The organism is Planctomycetaceae bacterium (assembly GCA_041398785.1).
GTDB lineage: Bacteria > Planctomycetota > Planctomycetia > Planctomycetales > Planctomycetaceae > JAWKUA01.
The window spans coordinates 26,611-46,974 of record JAWKUA010000034.1; the positions used below are offsets into that span (position 1 = coordinate 26,611).

A 20,364-nucleotide genomic window follows, 5' to 3' on the forward strand; every position below is an offset into this window, starting at 1 on the left:
CGTCCGCGATCCGCCTGCCGGAAACCGCCATGAATCGAACTTCTCCGCCTGCGCCGTTTTGGCTGTTCACGTCGGCAATTCTGCTGCTTGCCGCTGGACGTTCCTCCGCGCTGTGTGCGGATGATGCGCCGACGGATGAGCAATTGCTGACACTGACGCAGCGTGCGACGTTTCGGTATTTCTGGGACGGTGCCGAACCGGTGTCCGGGCTTTCTCGCGAACGCATCCATCTCGACGATCCGACTTACGATCAGGACGTCGTTACCAGCGGAGGAACCGGATTCGGACTGATGGCGATTCTGGTCGGTATCGAACGGAACTTCGTCATTCGCCCCGATGCCGTCACACGCCTGGAATCAATGCTCACCGCGCTGGAAAAGGCCGACCGTTTCCACGGTGCGTGGCCGCACTGGTTGTACGGTCCCACCGGAAAGGTCAAACCGTTCAGCCCAAAGGACGACGGCGGTGACCTGGTGGAAACGTCCTACCTGGCGGCGGGACTGCTGTGCGTTCGGCAGTATTTCCGCGACGGCAGCGAACGGGAACAGCGACTGGCAGCCGTCGCGGATCGCCTGTGGCGGGAAATTGAATGGGACTGGTACCGTGGCCCTGACCGCGAAAACGTCCTGTTCTGGCACTGGTCACCCAAACATGCGTGGGAAATGAACTTCCGAATTCGAGGCTATAACGAATGTCTGATCACTTACGTGCTGGCGGGCGCGTCGCCGACTCACGGTATCCCACCGGAGGTCTATCACGAAGGCTGGGCCGAAAACGGAGCGATTCGGCAGACCAGCGCGGCGTTCGGCATCGAGCTGAAGCTGCGTCATCAGGGAGTTCAAAAGTATTGCGGCCCACTGTTCTGGGCACACTATTCTTACCTTGGCCTGGACCCTCGCGAACTGCGCGACCGCTATGCGGACTATTGGGAACAGAACCGAAACCACGTCGCGATGTGCAAAGCGTACTGCGTTGAAAACCCCGGACACCATGACGGCTATTCCTCGAAATGCTGGGGACTGACCAGCAGCTATTCACTGGAAGGCTACGCCGGCCACAGCCCGGAACATGATGAAGGCACGATCGCTCCCACCGCCGCGCTTTCTTCGTTTCCCTGCGATCCGGATTCCTGCATGGCCGCGCTTCGGTACTTTCACGACGAACTCGGCGACAGGCTGCTGGGAACGTACGGTTTCTACGACGCGTTCAATCAGGACAAAGACTGGTTCCCCAGGCAATACCTTGCGATCGATCAGGGGCCGGAGATCATCATGATTGAAAACTACCGCAGCGGCCTGATCTGGAAGCTGTTCATGTCGGCTCCGGAAGTGCAGCACGGGCTGACACGGCTTGGCTTCGAGGTGAACGGCCGATGACGCTGCTGTATTCCGACGAACGGTTTCTGCTGCACGATACCGGCGAGCATCCGGAATGTGCTGCGCGGCTTCAGGCTGTGCGCCGGCGGCTGGACGAATCGGGGCTGCTGAAGCAAGTCACGTCGGTGCCCGTTGTTCGCGCCGACGACACGGATGTAACGCGAGTCCATACGACGGAACATGTTCAGGCCATTCGCGAATTTGTCGATGCCGGCGGCGGGCGCATTGAAGTGGACACCGTTGTCAGCCCGGATTCCGCAGACGTGGCATGGCTGGCTGCCGGTAGTGGTGTCGACGCCGTGCGACGCATTGTCGGCGGTGAGGATACTCAGGCGCTGTGCCTGGTTCGTCCGCCGGGACATCACGCAAGGCCGGACGCGCCGATGGGATTCTGCCTGCTCGGCAATGTCGCCATCGCCGCGCGTGCCGCCATTCAGAAATTTGGATTGAACAGGGTGCTGATCGTCGACTGGGATGTCCATCACGGCAACGGAACTCAGGATGCCTTCTACGACGACGGCCAGGTCACGTTCTTCTCCGCTCACCGTTTTCCGTTTTATCCGGGCACCGGACGAAAGTCGGAAACCGGGCGCGGTGAGGGACTCGGTACGACGTTCAACCTTCCGCTGGAATTCGGCATCAGCCGGCGCGACTATCTTTCGGCGTTCGAAAAGAGTCTGACAGTGGCCGCCGACAAATGCAGGCCCGATCTGGTCATCATCAGCGCCGGTTTCGATGCTCACGCCGAAGACCCCATCGGCTCGCTGGGTCTGCAGACCGAAGACTTCGCGGAACTTACGAAGCTTGTGCAGCAGGTCGCGGCAACCCACTCCGATGGTCGGCTGCTGAGCATGCTGGAAGGCGGCTACAACGTTGACCGGCTGGCGGACTGCGTGTCGCTGCACCTGGAAACGCTGCTCAGCAAATGACTTCGTTTCCTGGATTCGAAGCTGCCGAAGTCAGTGTGAGCCGGCCGCGTGGAACTGCAATCGGTGCCGGTCGCCGTTGCTGAAGACTCGCCGAAGAACCACATTCCGCAACGCAGAAACGGCCGCCGCCAACATCGCGCGGGCCATGGCGACATCGACGGCGGCTCGTTCAGAACCATCACGCAGCGGCTATGTCAGGATCAGATCGTCGATTCCGTCGACAAACAGGATGTCAAAGATGTCGTAGCGGACTGTGTCCTTTTCGCCATCCACGGCAATCAGCCAGTCGGCTCCGGCGCCACCGTCCAGATCATCTTCGCCGGAACCTCCGATGATCGTGTCATTTCCGGCATTGCCCTGCAGCTTGTCGTCGCCGGCTCCGCCATCGATGAAATCATTGCCGGCTTCACCAAGAATCGTGTCGCTGCCATCTCCGCCGAACAGGCCGTCATTGCCATCTCCGCCGAAGATCGTGTCGTTGCCCGAACCGCCGTTCACGCGATCATTGCCGCGACCGGCATACACCAGATCGTTGCCGGCTCCGGCATCGATAACATCATTCCCGATGTTGACCCCCGCAGCTCGCTGCAGGTATTGACGCAGACTGATATCAACCTGCCACGGCAGCAGACGCGGAAGAGTATTGGGGCCGTCGCCGAAGATCAGGTCATGGCCGTCGCCGCCGGAGATACCGTCGTCATCGCCGCCGCCGACCAGAATGTCATTGCCGCCGTTGCCCGCGATGCGGTCCCGGCCGCCGCCGCCGAACACGACATCGTTGCCCACCACCGGAACCGGCCGGGCGTCGATGCTGACGGCATCCGCTTCGGCCGCCGTGATTGCTGCGACGGCGTCAGCGGCGGCCCCTGCGATCAGTTCGGCGTCAATCACGCTTCGCGCGATGACCGATGCCGGATCCGCCACGATTCCGTCGTTGCCGCCGCCGCCGAAGATGGCATCATGACCCCAGCCGCCGTGAATGATGTCGTTACCTTCGCCGCGGGCTCCGAAATCCTGAGCGTAAACGACGGGGTCAACGTAGCCGGCCGGATAGCTGTCAGTGGCATCGCCGAAGATCCAGTCGTTGCCGTGTCCGCCGTCGAGTTTATCGCTGCCGCTGCCGCCGATCACATAGTCATCGCCGCCAGCGCCGAAGATGATGTCATTGCCGGCGCCTCCGAAGATCACGTCGGTGTCGGCGCCGCCGTGGACAACATCGTCACCGTCACCGGCTTCCACCCAGTCGCTGCCGGTGCCGGCAAGCACAACGTCGTTGCCTGCACCGCTGTAGACACGGTCGTTGCCAGCGCCTGACAGCACCCAGTCATCGCCATCGCCGGCGTCAATTCGGTCGTTGCCGCTGCCCAGCAGGCTGAGTCGGACCAGATATTCGTGGATGGTGGTTTCGTCAGGCACGGCGGGCAGCGGCCAGGTGTTGGGGCCATCGCCCAGAATGATGTCATTGCCAGGTCCGCCTTCGATGGAATCATCGCCGTCGCCCCCGGCGATCCCGTCGAAGCCGTTTCCACCCATCAGCAGGTCATTGCCTTTGCCGCCCAGCAGAATGTCGGTTCCGTCGCCGCCGCTCAGGATGTCATCGTAGTCGCCGGCAACAATCAGGTCATTGCCCGAATTGCCGGCTACGCGCGAAGGCCCGCCCAAAGCGTAGGCCGTGTCATTTCCGTGTCCCAGAACGATGGACGTCGGGTGCTGAACGGAAACCAGCACAGCCACCAGGTCGTCGCCACACTTTGCGTCGATCACCAGGCTGGTGACCTGAGCATCGGAAACGGCAAACGTCACGTTGTTGACCGTCACGACCAGCAGTCCGGACGCGTCGACGTTCGCCACGATCACGTCCGCGTTGTGGGTTCCTCCGACGGTCACGACTCCGTTCTGATCGACGTTGAACGTGGGTTCCGGAGCGTATTCGCAGACTTCTTCCGGGTCGACGACTTCGCCTTCGACGGCGTCCGTTCCCAGAGAAACCGCCGACAGCATCGCTCGGGTTTCCAGAGATTCCAGCGCTGCTCCGGTGCGAATCGGACTGCGCCTTCCGGACGCCCTTGAGGCTCGACGGAACAGGGAAAACGGGGATCGCTTCGGCGAGAACAATTGAGACTGGCATCGTGATTCTGTGTGGCGTGGCATAGTGCGTTGTTCACTCCTGGCCCGGCGGAAGAAAGGAAGTTTGTGATCGCGAACACCGCGTTCACCCGGAATCGGTACGGCGTTGGCATATGCAGCCGGAGTGCCGAAACCGAAACGCGGCTACCTCCAGGTGCCCACAACATGCTTGCCCCCAAAGACTTAGAGTTACATCGATCGACCACTGGCGCTCGACCGTCCGATTCGAGGCGCCCTGAGTCAGAACGATTTATTGTCCGGAGCGCCCTGTGCGAGTACGCTGCGACAAGTGTTCCGGGCGAATGTTCGGCCGCTCGGTCGAGGGACATTGCCGGCGGGGAGGAGCTGATTTGCGACACGCTTTGATTCTGCTGAATGGACCAAGTCCGGGGGCCGGCGTCACCGTCGATCCGGACGCCGATGAAGTCACGCTGGGGCGCGACGTCACTCGGACGCTGCCAATCGATGACGAACGCTGCTCGCGACTGCACGCGCGGCTGTGGTTCGATTCGCAAAGCTGGCAAATTGAGGACTGTGACAGCCGCAACGGGACATTCGTCAATTCGCGGCGAATCGAGCGGGCGGTGCTGAGGCCGGGCGACATCATTCGAATCGGTGAAACACTGATCGTGTTTTCCCGCGAACACGATGCCGATGACCCGCGGTGGCACGCCCGACGGATCGCGACCAGCACCTTCGTCGTCCGTGTTGCTGAAGACGCCGAACGCCCGACGCTGATCGAACGGCTGCGGGCCGAACAGACCGACGTCGCGCGTGCGGCGGCTGTGTTGTGCCAGCTTGCTTCTGACCTGCAGCGGCAGGATCACGCCGACGCGATGGTGCGAGTCATCAGCGACGCGGTCATGGAAGCCGTCCGAGCGGACTCCGTGACAATCTGGCTGGTGTCATCCGACGGCCGGCTTTCCGCTGTCGGCGGGCGGTCGTCGAAGCAGCGGGAACGGCCCGGCGATTCCACGGATGCTCGCAGCGCGCCGGTTCCCGTTCTGGCCAGCATGTCGATCGAAAACAACGAATCGCTGCTGGTGCAGAACGGCTCAGCGGAGGCCGCGGCGTTTGACCCGTCAGATACGCGGCCCGCCGGCGGACCGGATACCGTCATCAGCGTGCCAATTCCCGGTCGCGGCGAACGGCTGGGAGCGATCGAATGCGTGGTCAGCGCGAATCACGGAGCATTCGACGAACACGATCTCGACGTGGTGATTGCGATCGCCGGACAGGCCGGCCTGGCTCTGGAGAACCTGAACCATCGGGAACGGCTGCAGCAGGCCAATCAGCAACTGCGGACCACGGTCCACGGGCAGCAGCGGATCGTCGGCGACAGCCCGGCCGTCCGGGGACTGTTCGACACGGTTTCGCGAATCGGGCCGGTCGACAGCACGATTCTGATTCGCGGTGAAAGCGGCACCGGCAAGGAACTGGTGGCCCGGATGATTCACGAAACCAGTCGGCGACATTCCGGTCCCTACATTCCGATCAACTGCGCGGCGTTCAGCGAATCGCTGCTGGAAAGTGAATTGTTCGGCCACGAGAAGGGAGCGTTTACGGGAGCCGACCAGCGGCGAATCGGTCAGTTTGAACGTGCTCACACCGGCACGCTGTTTCTGGACGAAGTCGGAGAACTCAGCCCCGCCTGCCAGGCACGACTGCTGCGGATTCTGGAACACCATCCGTTTGAACGTGTCGGCGGTGTCGAACCGATCCAGGTTGATGTGCGAGTCATCGCGGCGACTCATCGCGACCTGCCGGAACTGGTGGCCGGCGGCCGGTTTCGAGACGACCTCTACTTTCGACTGAAGGTGATCGAAGTCCGCCTGCCGCCTCTGAGAGATCGCGGCGACGATGTGCTGCTGCTGGCTGATCATTTCCTGCTTCAATTCCGAAGTGAGATGGGTCGCGGTCCCAGGGGATTTTCGGCCGCGGCCGCGCAGTTGCTGATGGATTACCACTGGCCCGGCAACGTGCGCGAACTGCGGAACGCGGTGGAACGAGCGGTCGTCCTGTCCGCAGCAGACGAAGTTCAGGCCGGCGATCTGGGACTTCCGATTGTTCAGCCGACCGAAGCCAGCCCGGGCGGTCTGATCCCGCTGGCTGACGCGGAACTTCGCCACATTGTCGCGGTCCTGGAACGCGTCAACGGCAACAAGACTCAGGCCTGCAAAGTGCTGGGCATCGGTCGCGGAACGCTTTACAAGAAACTGGAAGAATGCGCCGCGCGGGGGATTCCCGTCTGAACGTTCCTTCGGCGTCGCTGTCCCGACGAGCCCTTGCCGAGGGCCCGCGTCAGGGCTGTCGCAGCTTCATTCCCAGACCAAACTGGTCGCCCGCGCGCACGGGTTCGCCGTTTTGGAAGTCGATCTCCAGCATTTTTTCGCTGCCGACTTCACGACCTTCTTCGTCAGTTAGTTGAGCCACCAGTTTTCGAGTACCCCGGTTGAAGACGTCGCCACTGGACGGGTAGGCGAACTGGCCGTCGATGCTGAACGTGACCCAGCCCGGCTGGTCTCGCACGGGAAGACTGGCCACCTGTTTCGGCGGCATGACCGTATTGTCGAACACATGCATCTGACTGTTGTGTCCGTCGGTCACCCAGAGTTCCGTTTCGTCGGGACTCAGGCCAATCCCGTGGCTCGGACAGCCATGCCGCTTGACCGGTCCCATTTCAAAGCCTGCCACCTCCACGCGATGCAGCATCCGCCCGCTGATCAGATCGCCGACTTCAAATCCCAGACATTCGTTGATGCAGACAAACACCAGCGTTTCGGAACCGTTGACTGTAAACGGCCGGATGCTGTTGCTGAACGGTCCGCAGGTTTTGGCGACGGTGTGATGCCGGGTTTCCGTGATCGTCAGAATCGGGGATCGCAGCCCGGCCAGATAGGCATAGTTGCCGCCGATACCGCAGATCGTGTTGTGAGCCCCCGAATTGGGGACGACCTTCGAAATGACGTCACCCCTGGCGGCATCCACGACATGCCAGTGATCCTTTTCCAGCGACGGAAGATAGATCACGGTACCGTCGGGAGTGATCGACATGCGGTCGCAGCCGCCTTCGTATTCCCGTTCCCACAGCATCTCTTCGCTGACCAGGTCCAGGCACATGAGCGACGTCAGCGTGCTGATGTAGATGCGGTTGGTGATTTCGCTGGCGCAGACACCCTTGACGTTGATTGGTGTGCCACTGGCGTCGAGTCCGCCGGTCGGAATGCGTTTGACGAACCTGTGGCCGTCGTCGATGTCAAATACCAGCAGACCGTGTCCGCCGTATTCCAGGTAGTTGCGAATTCCGGGAGCCGCCACATACAGAAAACGCCCGTCCAGCGGCTCGGCGGCTGAAACGGGCGAAATCAGAATCGCGGTCCACACAAGTCCCGCAAGCAGCACAGGGCGGACAAAGAATGACATGGAAAAACGGCCCTTTCGACATCGGAGCCATGCGGAAAAATCCGGCGTTCAGCTTTTCGTCAGCGCGAATTGAATGTCGCATTCCGCAGCGGCGAATCCCGCTACCTCACCAGAGCTTCGCGGAACGGGAAGACTCCGATCCTGACAATGTCGCCTGTCGGGCCGCTGTTGTTGTTCGGCTGGGAAAAACCGTAGGCCACAACCATTCCGGACGTCTGTTCGGCGACGTACAGAATACCGTTGGCCGGCTGACCTCCGCCGCCCTGAGACCGAAGCTGTGCGGCGCCGCTGATAATCACGTACTTGGGCTGAGGCGTGTTGGGATTGACCTGGAAATCGGCTGCAACGTTGTGCTGATACAGGCACGTAAACCCGTTGCCTCCGCCATTGATGTGGCCGCCGCGAAGGATGCCCGTCAAATGATCCAGCACAAACACGGCTTCCGTGTCAGCAACGCCGGTGACCGGCACCGTCACCATGGAAAACTTGTCGTTTCCACCGGCTGTTGATGCTCGAAGCTGATCCTGCGGCAGTGACCAGACCGCGGCGCCTCCAACCAGAGCACCCACCATGACCAGAACCAACGGATGTTTGCTGAACGCTTTCATGTCAATTCCTTCTGTGTGATCCTAGAATCTCCGCCGCCGCGGACTTGCAGCATGCTGTTGGGCATTCTACCGCGGGAATCCGGATTTCTCCAGATGCAGCCGGCCGTTCACCGCGGATCAGCTTTCTTTCCAAACGGACCCTTCAATGTCGATCCCGACGGACACCATGGAACCTGCAACCGCCTGCGTCTGGAAGGCCATTCGCGACAAGGCGACCGAACACGTCGCTCGCGAACCGATGCTGGCCAGTTTCCTGCACGCCACAGTGCTGAATCACGAACGCTTTGAAGATGCGGTCAGTTACCATCTGGCCGGAAAGCTGCAGTCCAGCACGCTGTCCGGCATGCAGCTTCGCGAAGTCATCGATTCCGCGATGGCCGCCGATCCGCGGATCGCCGACGCCATTAAAGCCGACATCAGCGCGGTGCGGGAACGCGATCCGGCCGTCAACTGCTGCCTGGTTCCCTTGCTGTATCTGAAGGGAGTCCACGCGCTGGCGTCCTATCGGATCGCTCACTGGCTGTGGAACGAAGATCGTCCGCTGCTGGCTCTGCATCTGCAAAACCGGATCTCCGAAGTGTTTTCCGCAGACATTCATCCGGCGGCCAGAATCGGTCGCGGTATTCTGATGGATCACGCCACGTCTGTTGTGATCGGAGAAACCGCGGTGGTCGAAGATGACGTGTCGATGCTGCATGAAGTCACGCTGGGCGGAACCGGCAAGGAATCCGGCGATCGTCACCCGAAGGTCCGCCGGGAAGTCCTGATCGGCGCCGGAGCCAAGATTCTGGGAAACGTCGAAATCGGCGAAGGAGCCAAGATCGGAGCGGGCAGCGTGGTCCTCAGCAATGTACGACCTCACTGCACGGTCGCAGGAGTCCCCGCTGTTGTCGTCGGAAGAACCAGCTCCGAACACCCCGCGATGGATATGAATCACGGCATCGATATCTGATCAACAGTGCCGGATTCGTGGTCGAACGGTGATCGCAGGAATGGCGATGTCATCGTATAACCCGTGGCGGCCCGGCCAGGTCCTGCACGGAACGTCGTCGTGGATCATTCGAGTCAGGCCGCCGGAAGGTTCCGTCACGTCGCTGGAATCCGCTTGAGAACCCGTTGGCGCATCGCCGATTATCCTCGCTGGGAAATTCGCCGGAAGTGTCGTTGATGCCGATTGATCTGCTTACGTCTCCCCGCAGCCGTGAGGAACATCTTGGACTGCCCATGCCCGACGACCGGCACGCTGTTTCGGCCTGCCTGCCGCTGTGGTCCCACAATATCGGTTACGAAGAAGGCGATCCGGCCGTTGTAGACCGACTGCAGGCCGCTTATCCCCGGTTCTGTCTGCACCCGCTGGTCCGACAGGTATGTTCAAAGCTGGTGACTGAGCCCGGTCAATGCGGACTGCCGTTTGCCTCGCTGCGAAGCGCCAAGCGCGCGGTTGAGTACGCTGGCTGGCACGGCTGCCCGGAATCGAAGCTGGTGGAATTTCCGGGGCAGCAGGCGTGGGGCGTCGTCGTTCCCGAGGAATTCCAGGGCATTCTGAAACAGTATTGGCAGCACGCCGGAGAAATCGTTTCGTCGCGAGTCGCCGAACGAATTCTGCTGAATCAGCCAACCGGTTCTTCACCGACGCCCGCTCGCGACACGGTTCGCGAACGAATCGCCCGACTGCATGGCGTTCGGGCGAACGATGTCTTTCTGTTCTCATCCGGCATGGCAGCGGTCGCGGCGGCATGGCGAGCCGCACGACACCTGCGGCCGGCCACCGGAACGTGTCAATTTGGATTTCCTTACGTCGACACGCTGAAGATTCAGGAACGCTTCCCGCAGGCATCCCGAACTTTCTACCCGCTGGGTTCCGCCGCCGACCTGGAGTCGCTCGAACAGCATTGCCGCGATAATCTGCCGGCGGCCATCTTCTGCGAAGTCCCCGCCAATCCGCTGCTGCTGACTCCCGACCTGGCGCGGCTGCAATCGATTGCACGCGACGCGCGAGCGCTGCTGGTGATCGATGACACTCTGGCGGCGTGCGGCAACATTCAGGCATTGCCGTATGCGGACATGGTCGTCACCAGTCTTACCAAATACTTCAGCGGGTATGGCAATGTTCTTGCCGGAGCATTCGTGCTGAACGGTGCATCGGACCAGTACGCCGACTTACGCGAGTTCGTTTCCGGGACTTCCAGGAAACGCTCAGTGATCCCGACGTGGAGATGCTGGAACTCAACAGCCGCGATCTGTCGCACAGACTCCGGATCATCAACGACAACGCAATTCGGCTGGCGGATTTTCTGAGACGGCATCCGGCCGTTGATTCCGTCTTCTACCCGAACCTGACAGCAGGTTCATCGTATGAACGGCTCAAATCTCCGGACGGTGGCGGCGGCGGACTGCTGTCGATCGTTCTGAAGCAACCGGAATCCACGACTCCCGCAGTCTTCGACGCACTGGACGTCTGCAAGGGGCCGAACCTGGGCACAAACTTCACGCTTTGCTGTCCGTACACGCTGCTGGCGCATTACCAGGAACTGGACTTTGCGGAGCAGTGCGGGGTGTCCCGCTGGCTGCTGCGAATCAGCGTCGGAACCGAACCATACGACGTGCTGCAGCGCGGTTTGGTGAAGCCCTTCGCCGGGCTCCGTCGCGCGACTGAATCTGCCGGGTGATGTTACTGGAAGTCGGTGTACAGCCAGCCGTCGGCCGTCTGAATGTCGATCAGATGCAGACTCAACTGACGCGTGTCGGACAGTTTCAGTGACATGCTGGGGTTGATTTCGCGTACCGGCAGCCTTGCCCGAATTACACGGCGAATCTGAGCGGCCTGAGCGACACCGCGCAGCGACCTTGCTCCCAGCGGAGCGACTCGGATATCGCGAGCCTCCGTCGGTGGCGACAGCAGCAGCTTGCCGTTTTGCAGCGTGACATCAATCGGCACTTCGATGTGATGTTCCGGAATGTCGTCACGTCCCTCCTGACGGATGCCCATCCGCAGCATCAGCACCACTTTGCCGTCGTCAAAACGAAACCGAATCGGGTCGTTATCACTGAACAGAAATGTGGATTCGGGCTCTTCTTCGTCTGCCGGTTCCGCCGCGTGAGTCTGCATTCCGGCGAACGAGATATCGCGCTGCAGCAGTTCGCTGAGTGCCTTCTGAAGTTCCTGGTCCAGTTCCTTCTCAGGAATTTCGCGGCCGTTCAGTTCCATTCCGTCCAGGGCATTGTTGACGGCTGTTTCGTGAACCTGAATGGCCAAGCCGCGGTAGGGGATGGGTGAAAATGGCTGCGGCGAACCTGCCAGCCGCGACAGGCCCATCGTCCGTGAACTGACCGCCAGATGCGACTCACTGGAACGCGAACTGATGGAATCGGGAGCGACACCCTTGTTTCTCAGTCCCTGCAGCAGGTCCGACTGAATCTGCGTATTCGCTTCGGCAAACTTCTGATTGACTTCCGCAGTGAATTCCGGCAGCGCTTCGTTCGCCAGTTTGCGGGCCGCGATCGATTCGGCCTGCCCGTGCGTTTCCTGAATCTTCCGCAGAGCAATCTTGCGGGCGAAGTGCCGAATAATGGGAATTCCGTCGTAGTCTGTCTTGAACCCGACCAGTTGATTTCGGGCCGTCACATTGATTGTCGAAGCGCCGGCCGACAGTGTCTCTCCCGTGAACACCACAGGGCTGACGATATGAAAGGAGTGATTGCCGCGAGTATAAATAGTCGCGGGATCCTTGCGTCCCGAGGTGTTGGATTGAGTCTGGCCATCCGCCAGAAGATTGAAGCTGCCGTAACTTGCCGACGGCTTGATGTCCGCGGTGATGTTGACATTTGTGACCTGTGAACCCGTCACCCAGGCTCCCAGAATGCAGTCGGCAACTCCGCCCGACTTGCAGCGATAGTCAGAAACCAACTGCGACAGAATGGTCTCCGACACGGTGATATGGACGTTGTGGTTGAAATAGTGCTGCATCATCACCGGACGCAGAACGGACATGATCGCGGGTGAGCTGCTTTTCAGCGTTCGATACCTCTCACGCACGATGACGGCATTTGTCGACAGGTTCTGGTCTTCGAAGGCATTGGCCGCCGAAACCAGGTCCGTCACCAGCTTTTGTTGCTCGTCAGTGGGAGCCGGCGTGACCTGAAGTGCCTTGATTCCGGCTTCCACCAGGTCGACGCGACGTCGCAGGCGGCTTCTCAGCGACGCAGTCGGCAGGCCGGGGAGGTCGGCTCGCAGTTCCGCAGCCGCCTTCAGCCGGTCTTCGGGAGTCGCTTCGGTGTTGTACAGCGTCTGAATCCGGGGCGAAATGCGGTTCGCTGTCTCTTCGCCGGCTTCTTCCGTCAGCGCGTCCTGAATCAGGTCGCCCGGCACGATGAATACCGGTTCGTCGGAGTCACCATCCTGCGCAACCGCAGGACCTGCTGTCAGCAGACAGTTGATCGCTGCGAACACCGTGGCCAGCATGGGAACCGAAAAAAGCACAGGACGCGAATGGATCAGCAGCACAGATTGTCGGCTCATTGCTCGATTCCCCCAAAACATGCGTGCAATTGTGGCACGCGCCTGCCGGCCTTCACCCGGACCGGGTATTCCAGGACGCTTTTGCGATGTAAGCGCCCGTGACCACGCGCCGACTCTCGGTCCGCCGGCGCTGATTGCTGTATTGGTTTTATCGGAGCAGCCGGGCACGTCGGCTGCGGATTCTGAACGACTGTTCAAATCCACCGCAGCCACCGCCGGTCTCGTAAACGCTCAACGCTGGTCACATTGCGCACAGTACTCGACCAGTGAAATACACACAATTCCCGCAGTCGGAAAATCCCGCGCCGACGCCACCAAGTTTCGAAGAGTCGGGCATTTGCCTACACAGCCAGGCGGGATAACCGAACAAGCTCGAAAAACCCCTCGGAAACCGGCCAGTGCTGGCGGCAACAAGTGCGATTTTTGGAAACTTGACGGCAAATACCGCGAAAACAATTAGTGAGGCAGACTCCAACCCAGGAATCGCCATTCTCACGAGCGGGATTTGGGATTGCGTTTCTTTGTGCAAGTTCACAGATTTCACACCTTCTTAACAGGATATTCGTTTGCAGGGGCACTGCGCCAGCTGCGTCGCGAGTAACAGCGCGGTCTTTGGTTGCCGGCAACCTGCGATCGCGCGGGACGTGGATTGATGGACCTGATCATCGCCATCATCATGGTCGGTTGCGGCTGTTGCCTGGCCTTGGCTGCAGGAGCGGCCGTGGTATCACGCGGCTCCCACCCGGCAACCCGAACGGCTCAGGGACTGGGCGTAGCGGTACTTGCGTTGTACCTGGTATTTCTGTGGGATCAGCCTCTGCTGGCAACGCTGCTGCCGTTTTCCAGCCTGATCATCCTTTCGAACTGGCTGCCGGTGCTGGGAAGTTTCTTTGTCGGCATCTACCTCAGCACGGGGTCCGTATCGGTCACTCGACGCCGAATCGTCAGCGGTCTGACGGTGTGCCTGGCAGCATATTCCGTGGTGGCTCCGACATTCGGGCATCCGCCGGAATGCAGCGACCGTCCTGCCGTCGCGGGCCTGCAGCACCAGTCAACGCCATTCACGTGTTCCGCCGCATGCGCTGCTTCGCTGTTGAAGCTTCATGGAATCCCGGCTTCCGAGAATGAAATGGCCGATCTTTGCCTGACGCGCCAGGGAACGCACTGGATGGGAGTCTATCGCGGCCTGATGCTGAAGACGGCTGGTACCGGCTGGACAGTCAAAGTTGAGTCCTTTTCGCCAAACGATCTTCGTGAGCTGAAGACGCAGCCGGCAGTGATTTCGCTGAACGTGGACACGTCCGGCATTCCGAATCATATTGACCACGGCTTTCACGACGCCGTGGGACATTCCGTGTTGTCGCTGGGAAGTCCGGGAGACACGCTGCTTTCCGTCTTCGATCCGTCGCCTGACTTTGGCCTTGAAGTGTGGGGAGATGCGTTGCTGCAACACGTCAGCAGCGGCGTCGTGCTGCGGCTTGTTCCGGAGAACCCTGAGATCGCCGTAAAGATCGATATTCCCCGCAATATTGCAGCGGCGCAGCGAGAACGCTGGCTGGCGGCCGGGTTGTGACTCTGCTCCGTTTGCCGGGGTGATTCTGTCCGGAGCCGTACGGAATCATCCTGCGGAAGTACGTGCAGCCGCAGACGTCAGGAACCGGCTGCGTCCGGGATGCTGCAAACCCTGATTTTCACCTGTCGTAACGCGCCACACCGACGAAAGCCGTGATTGACCGCACCAGAGGATTGACGTAGAGTTGCCCGCCGTGAAACATTGGTACTTTGAAAATCGCGCCGAAACCCGCCGCTGGTCTGACTGGACGTGATTCTGTTTCCGTCCACTTCGAGGTGCATGACGATTGCCCTCGACGCAATGCCAGTGAATTCCATCTGCCCCCTTTTAACCATCGCCCGGGGTCACTTTTGCAAGCACTCTCAGATACAACGTTCGAAAAACTCGGCCTGAAGCCGGCCACGCTGAAGACACTGGAGAAGCACAACTACAAGGTTCCGAGCCCGATTCAGGCCGAATTGATCCCGATTGCTCTCACGGGAAAAGACTGCATCGGCCAGGCGCGGACAGGTTCCGGCAAGACGGCCGCGTTCATGCTTCCGGCGCTGGAACGCATTGATCTTCAATTGACGGCGGTCCAGGTATTAGTGCTGGCCCCCACACGGGAACTTAGTGAACAACTGGTTCTGGAGTCGAAAAAACTGTGCGGCGGCCGGGTTCGAATGGGAATCGCCGTCGGCGGTCGTCCGATTCACAAGCAGATTGAGGCACTTCATGCCGGTGTTCAGGTGGTGATTGGCACTCCCGGGCGCGTCATCGACCTGTTGCGGCGGGGCGCTCTGAAGCTTCCGCAACTGAAAATCGCCGTTCTGGATGAAGCCGACCGTATGCTGGATATCGGTTTCCGGCCTGATATCGAACGGATTCTGAAACAGTGCCCGTCGGAACGGCAGACGCTGCTGCTGTCTGCAACGATGCCTCCTCCTGTGGAACTGCTGGCGCGGCGATATATGGTCGATCCGCAGATGGTCGATCTGTCGGAAGACCACGTCGTCGTCAACACGATTGAACAGTTCTATATCACCGTTGACGAAGACCGCAAACGGTCGCTGCTGTTGAGAGTCCTGGCTCAGGAAAAGCCGTCTCAGGCCATCGTCTTCACGCGCACCAAGCGAGGCGCCGACAAACTTTACGAAGCGTTTTCCCGACGGCTGAAGTCGAACCGCATCGCCGTCATTCATGGCGACCTGCCGCAGCGGAAACGGGACCAGGTGATTAAGGCTCTCAGAGCGGGAAACCTGCGGCTGTTGATCGCGACCGACGTCGTGGGCCGCGGGATTGACATCAGCGGCATTTCTCACATCATCAACTACGACATCCCCGAATACTGCGACGATTACGTTCATCGCGTCGGGCGAACGGGAAGGCTGTCGTCAGACCAGAACGGTCGAGCGATCACGTTTGTCACGCTGGCACAGGGCGGGGAGCTGACGAACATCGAGATGCGGATCAACACCGTCCTGCCTCAATATCAGCTTGAAGGTTTCGAGGCGTTTCGTGAAATGAAGAAGACTCGCCGGCGAGTCCGTCGCTTCGGTGTGACATAGGCCCCCTGGCATTTCCGGTCTGTTATCCTTGAAGAATTGAAAAAGCCCGACGTCGGAAGACGCCGGGCTTTGTTGTTTGTGTTGAAAACGCCCCGCCGATTGTCGGCTGTTGGCCTTATTCCGCGGGAGGCCGATTCTGGCCACCACGGCGACCGCCGCCGCCACCACCACCGCCGCGTCCGCCGCGGCCACCACCGAATCCACGGCCGAATTGCGGTCGCAGTGAGTTCAGGTCGCCGGAAAACGCCGCTCCCTTCATTTCGTCAAGCTGCTTGTTCTGAGCGTCCGTCAGGACGGCCATGGCTTCCTTCTGAGTCGCCTGATTCAGCTCTTCGCCCTTCTTGCGCATTTCTGCCATCGCTTCTTCAGACGGAGGTCCGCCGCCGCCACGCAGGCCAGCGAACATTTCCATCCGCTTTGCATTGGCCGATTCTTCCACAGCGTCCAGTTTCCCAAGCTGGTCCTCAGTCAGAGCCAGTTTTGCCTTCAGGTCGTCGCCCTTCAGCGTCGCCACGACTGCCATCGCCAGGTTGGCCTGCAGTGCAATCTGGTCAATTCGGGTCGTTTGTTCGGGCTTCAGCAGAGCTCCCAGGACCTCATCCTGCTTCTTGCTGCGTTCTTCGCGTTCCTTCTGCATGGTTGCAAAGAATTCGGCGCGTTCCTCGTCGGTCATATTCTGAAAGTCAGGACGGTTGCCGCCACCGCCACCACCACGTCCGCCGCGGCCACCGCCTTCTTCGCGAAATGCCGCCAGGGCCGCTTCGATCGTTGCCTTCTGGTCTTCGTCAACCTTCAGGTCAGCCCGAACTTCATCATTGGCAAGCAGCGCGGCGCGATCGAGCTGGGGAGCCCGGAAACCACGGCCGAATCCGCCTCGACCACCGCGTCCGCCTCCCGGTGGCTGGGCATCCGCGATACTGCACAACAACGTTGCGGCCAGGCAGGCAGCCGCAGCAACACGAACTGAACCGGAAATTTTCATGGCATTCTCCTGATGTAACGACAGGTCTTGGGATGGGAACCGGGAAAACCGCTAAGTTACAAACACTCAACTTCACCGCGAGTGCTGCGATTTTGACAATTCTCCTGGGAAAAGACAGTAACCGGACCTGCCACCTGCCGTCCGTCGAATGCCAGCTCGCTGACCCGCCAGGAAATCCCCGAACCACGCATGCAGGAAACAAACCATGACTGAATTCCCGGACGCCGAATCTGACAACGGTCTGCTGCGCAATCCCGATCTTCTGAACGCCCGCCGCTCCCGGCTGCTGATCGTTGATCTTCAACAGAAACTTGTCCCGGTCATCCCCGACTGTCCGGAGATCCTGGAATCCGTCGGCTTTCTGCTTCACGCCGCAGGACTGACCGGAGTTCCAGCCGTGATTTCGGAACAATATCCGCGGGGACTGGGATCAACGGTGGCATCAATCACGGCTCTCGCTGGTGACGTTCCGCGGATCGAAAAAGTCCGATTCAGCGCCGCGGAGGAATTCTGCAGGCTGATCGAAGCCGCCCCCGACATGGCGAGAGACACACTGGACAGCCGCGACCAGATCGTTGTCGTCGGTATTGAAACTCACGTCTGCGTACTGCAAACGGCTTTGGATCTCGTCGGCCAGGGATTCCGCGTTTACGTTGTCGCCGACGCCGTCGCCGCCAGGCATCGAACGGACCACGACTGGGCACTCAAACGCATGCGAGACAGTTCCGTCACGCTGTGTACTGCCGAAAGCGTCGCGTTTGAATGGTGCGAAGTGGCGGGAACCGACACGTTCCGGGCCATCAGCCGACTGGTTCGTGATCGTGCGGACCGCATTCGGGAATCCGCCGAAAAACCAGTTTCCGAATGATCCACCGGTGTAAGTAGTGCGTTCGAATCCTGCCCACGGCCCGGAAATTCAGAATGCACTGCGACGACACACCGAACGATAACCCATTCATCCCGCTTGAGTGGGCGATGTCGCACCACACGCACTCCGACGAAGAGTACGTTGGTAAGCTCAGAAAGACTCTGCAGTGGTGGGATCGCTGGCGATGGCTGGGCGTCGCGTTTTATGCGGCGATATTTGCGGCGTTCGTCTTCGCCGGTTCCAAACTCGTGTCGCTGGCACGTCACACTTCGTCGGTTTTCGGCGACGTCTCATCGACGATCGAGCTGGTCGCTATTCCCAGCGCGATGCTGGGAGTGTATCTGGGCTTTATTTTCGGGAAGTCTTCTTACGCCGCCATGCTGTTGCTGTGTGGCATGCGAACCGAGCGGCTATTGCTCAGATACCATGATCGACAGCACGCGATCGAGATGAAGGCCGGCGACCGGCATCCGACGGAACCCTGCGATCAGGATCAGTGACGAATCACGATCTTCCCGAAATGCGCTCCGCTTTGCATGTGCCGGAACGCTTCCCGCACGTCGTCGAAAGCGAACACCCTGTCGACAACGGGCCGCAGTTTGTGCTTCGCGATGAAGGTGTTCATTGACTCGAACATGACGCGGCTGCCGACGTAGATGCCCTGAACTCGCACACCCTTCATCAGAATTGGAATCGGGTTGATAGCGCTGCCGGGTTCGCTGAGCACTCCGATCAGGCTGATCTGACCTCCCATGCGAACGGCCTGCAGCGACTGAGGCAGTGTTCCCGCACCGCCAACTTCCACCACGTGATCGACTCCCGTGCCGCGGGTCAGTTCCAGAACGCGGGCACTCCAGTCGGGCGTTTTCCTGTAGTTGATTGTGTCGGAAACTCCGAGATCTCTTAGCCGCTGCAGCTTTTCGTCGCTGCCCGATGTGCCGATCACCTTCGCTCCAATGGCGATCGCAAACTGAGCCGCGAACAGACTGACTCCGCCGGTACCCAGAGTCAGCACGATGTCATCAGCCGTGATATCGCCGTCTGTAACCAGGCCGTGCCACGCCGTTACCGCCGCGCACGGCAACGTGGCTGCTTCTTCGTCGCTGAGATGCTCCGGCACCAACACGACGCCGTCGGCTTTCATGACGACGTACTCCGCCAACTGTCCGGGGATCGCTCCGCCGCGAGCGGACTTCGCAGCGGCTGCGTTCAATTCTCCGTTGATCCAGTCTTCCATGAAGATCCCGGCGACGCGATCGCCAGCCGTCACGCGAGTCACGCCGGCGCCGACTTCGATCACTTCGCCGACTCCGTCTGACAGCGGCGTCACGGGAAGCTTCATTTTCGGGTTGTACGTTCCGGTGACCGTCATCAGATCGCGGTAGTTCAGCGACCACGCCGTCATCCGGACCAGCACCTGTCCCGGGCCGACCGCCGGAACCGGCTGGTCGACGATCGACAGAGAATCGATACCGAACGTGTTCTGAAGTTGGCAGGTTCGCACCGGAGTCGTCCTTTTCGTGCCGCGTCCGTCATGTTCTGATTCGTGCGGCCGTTCTGAAGCGGGATGCGAGCGAAACCGCGACGCTTCCCTTCGCGTGCTTAGCCCGGATTATTCTCGGGTTAGTACCACGGGACTCCGATCCCGTCGAAACGCACCGACGCGATCGGAATCCCATCGTACAGTGTGCATTGCGCCGACTCGACATAACCACCATCTCGCAGACGCCCTGCGTCAGGAAATTCTGATCGCGTGAATAATCGGGTTAGCCCAGCCCTGCCCTGCGCACTCGTCCATCAATCACGTCAGCAGTGACGCAGCGCAAGCCTGAAGCGAAAGCACTGTGACCGTTGTGGCGGCTTCGCGGGTGTCCGCTACACGGTCGGCGGATGCTTCAGAATCTCGGTCACAATCCGTGCCGGGCGGTTGGCGGTCAGGATTTGAGGCTGGCCGTTGTGGTGGTAGATGACCTGAGTGTGGTCGAGGCCGAACAGGGACATCAGGGTCGCCTGGTAATCATTCGGCGTCACCACGTTTTCGACGGCGCGGTGTCCGAATTCGTCCGTGTTGCCGTAGGTCATGCCGCCTTTGATTCCGCCGCCGGCCAGCCAGATGCTGAAGCCCTGGCCGTTGTGATCGCGTCCGGCGGCACCGGATTCCAGCGTCTGAGTCACAGGCAGACGACCGATTTCTCCGCCCCAGTGAACAATGGTCGAATCCAGCAGACCTCGCTGCTTCAGGTCGGTCACCAGTCCCGCTGCCGGCTGGTCCACTCGTTTGCACACCGCGGGCAGAGCCGTCTGGATGTTGCCGTGATTGTCCCACGGCTGTCCGCCAAGAAACAGCTGCACGAAACGGACTCCGCGTTCGACCAGTCGCCGAGCGATCAGACAGCGCGTGCCGTATTCGCG

Annotated in this window: 17 protein-coding genes; 10 read left to right on the top strand and 7 right to left on the bottom strand. The window is 60.3% G+C overall.

Annotated features, from left to right (window positions below; genetic code table 11):
* Positions 1–29: 29 nt before the first annotated feature.
* Both R3C19_25165 and R3C19_25170 read left to right on the top strand, forming a co-directional pair.
* Positions 30–1,376: a glucoamylase family protein gene (locus R3C19_25165; protein MEZ6063653.1), complete on the top strand. Its 1,347-nt coding sequence runs from the start codon at positions 30–32 to the stop codon at positions 1,374–1,376.
* Positions 1,373–2,305 (top strand): histone deacetylase, encoded by a 933-nt coding sequence (locus R3C19_25170; protein ID MEZ6063654.1) that lies wholly within the window; start codon positions 1,373–1,375, stop codon positions 2,303–2,305. Before R3C19_25165 ends, R3C19_25170 begins: the two co-directional genes overlap by 4 nt.
* A gap of 189 nt (positions 2,306–2,494) precedes the next feature.
* On the opposite strand, the gene R3C19_25175 is transcribed toward R3C19_25170, so the two are convergent.
* Positions 2,495–4,456 (bottom strand): calcium-binding protein, encoded by a 1,962-nt coding sequence (locus R3C19_25175; GenBank protein ID MEZ6063655.1) that lies wholly within the window; start codon positions 4,454–4,456, stop codon positions 2,495–2,497.
* Between the two features lie 326 nt (positions 4,457–4,782).
* Here R3C19_25175 and R3C19_25180 point away from each other — a divergent pair, with 326 nt between their 5' ends.
* Positions 4,783–6,684, top strand: coding sequence for a sigma 54-interacting transcriptional regulator (locus R3C19_25180; GenBank protein MEZ6063656.1), 1,902 nt, complete (start codon positions 4,783–4,785; stop codon positions 6,682–6,684).
* Positions 6,685–6,733: 49 nt separating this feature from the next.
* On the opposite strand, the gene R3C19_25185 is transcribed toward R3C19_25180, so the two are convergent.
* Positions 6,734–7,855, bottom strand: coding sequence for a hypothetical protein (locus R3C19_25185; GenBank protein ID MEZ6063657.1), 1,122 nt, complete (start codon positions 7,853–7,855; stop codon positions 6,734–6,736).
* A gap of 101 nt (positions 7,856–7,956) precedes the next feature.
* Entirely contained in the window at positions 7,957–8,463 is a 507-nt protein-coding gene (locus R3C19_25190; GenBank protein MEZ6063658.1) for a hypothetical protein, read from the bottom strand.
* A gap of 145 nt (positions 8,464–8,608) precedes the next feature.
* Here R3C19_25190 and cysE point away from each other — a divergent pair, with 145 nt between their 5' ends.
* From cysE to R3C19_25205, 3 genes are all read left to right on the top strand, one after another.
* Positions 8,609–9,415 carry a serine O-acetyltransferase gene (cysE, locus tag R3C19_25195; GenBank protein MEZ6063659.1) on the top strand — a complete coding sequence of 269 codons (807 nt, stop codon included), beginning with the start codon at positions 8,609–8,611 and terminating at the stop codon, positions 9,413–9,415.
* A 215-nt stretch (positions 9,416–9,630) separates the two neighbouring features.
* Positions 9,631–10,761, top strand: coding sequence for a PLP-dependent transferase (locus R3C19_25200; protein MEZ6063660.1), 1,131 nt, complete (start codon positions 9,631–9,633; stop codon positions 10,759–10,761).
* Positions 10,680–11,132 carry a PLP-dependent transferase gene (locus tag R3C19_25205; protein MEZ6063661.1) on the top strand — a complete coding sequence of 151 codons (453 nt, stop codon included), beginning with the start codon at positions 10,680–10,682 and terminating at the stop codon, positions 11,130–11,132. The genes R3C19_25200 and R3C19_25205 overlap by 82 nt, the downstream gene beginning before the upstream one ends.
* Before the next feature lie 2 nt (positions 11,133–11,134).
* Here R3C19_25205 and R3C19_25210 read toward each other — a convergent pair whose 3' ends face one another.
* A complete protein-coding gene (locus R3C19_25210; GenBank protein ID MEZ6063662.1) occupies positions 11,135–12,982 on the bottom strand; it encodes a hypothetical protein in 1,848 nt (615 codons plus the stop codon).
* Positions 12,983–13,634: 652 nt separating this feature from the next.
* Here R3C19_25210 and R3C19_25215 point away from each other — a divergent pair.
* Together R3C19_25215 and R3C19_25220 are read left to right on the top strand one after the other, a co-directional pair.
* Positions 13,635–14,555 carry a hypothetical protein gene (locus R3C19_25215; GenBank protein ID MEZ6063663.1) on the top strand — a complete coding sequence of 307 codons (921 nt, stop codon included), beginning with the start codon at positions 13,635–13,637 and terminating at the stop codon, positions 14,553–14,555.
* Between the two features lie 350 nt (positions 14,556–14,905).
* Positions 14,906–16,102 (top strand): DEAD/DEAH box helicase, encoded by a 1,197-nt coding sequence (locus R3C19_25220; GenBank protein ID MEZ6063664.1) that lies wholly within the window; start codon positions 14,906–14,908, stop codon positions 16,100–16,102.
* A 115-nt stretch (positions 16,103–16,217) separates the two neighbouring features.
* Here the strand turns inward: R3C19_25220 and R3C19_25225 are convergent, their stop codons facing one another.
* Entirely contained in the window at positions 16,218–17,084 is an 867-nt protein-coding gene (locus R3C19_25225; GenBank protein ID MEZ6063665.1) for a hypothetical protein, read from the bottom strand.
* 205 nt (positions 17,085–17,289) lie between these two features.
* On the opposite strand from R3C19_25225, the gene R3C19_25230 reads away from it, so the two are divergent.
* A complete protein-coding gene (locus R3C19_25230) occupies positions 17,290–17,952 on the top strand; it encodes an isochorismatase family protein (protein ID MEZ6063666.1) in 663 nt (220 codons plus the stop codon).
* 53 nt (positions 17,953–18,005) lie between these two features.
* Positions 18,006–18,452 (top strand): hypothetical protein, encoded by a 447-nt coding sequence (locus tag R3C19_25235; GenBank protein ID MEZ6063667.1) that lies wholly within the window; start codon positions 18,006–18,008, stop codon positions 18,450–18,452.
* On the opposite strand, the gene R3C19_25240 is transcribed toward R3C19_25235, so the two are convergent.
* On the bottom strand, positions 18,446–19,456 hold the full coding sequence (locus tag R3C19_25240; protein ID MEZ6063668.1) for an NAD(P)-dependent alcohol dehydrogenase: 1,011 nt from the start codon (positions 19,454–19,456) through the stop codon (positions 18,446–18,448). The two genes, R3C19_25235 and R3C19_25240, sit on opposite strands and share 7 nt — an antisense overlap.
* 371 nt (positions 19,457–19,827) lie before the next feature.
* Positions 19,828–20,364, bottom strand: a 537-nt coding sequence (locus R3C19_25245; protein MEZ6063669.1) for a DUF1501 domain-containing protein, incomplete at its 5' end; no start/stop codon positions are given.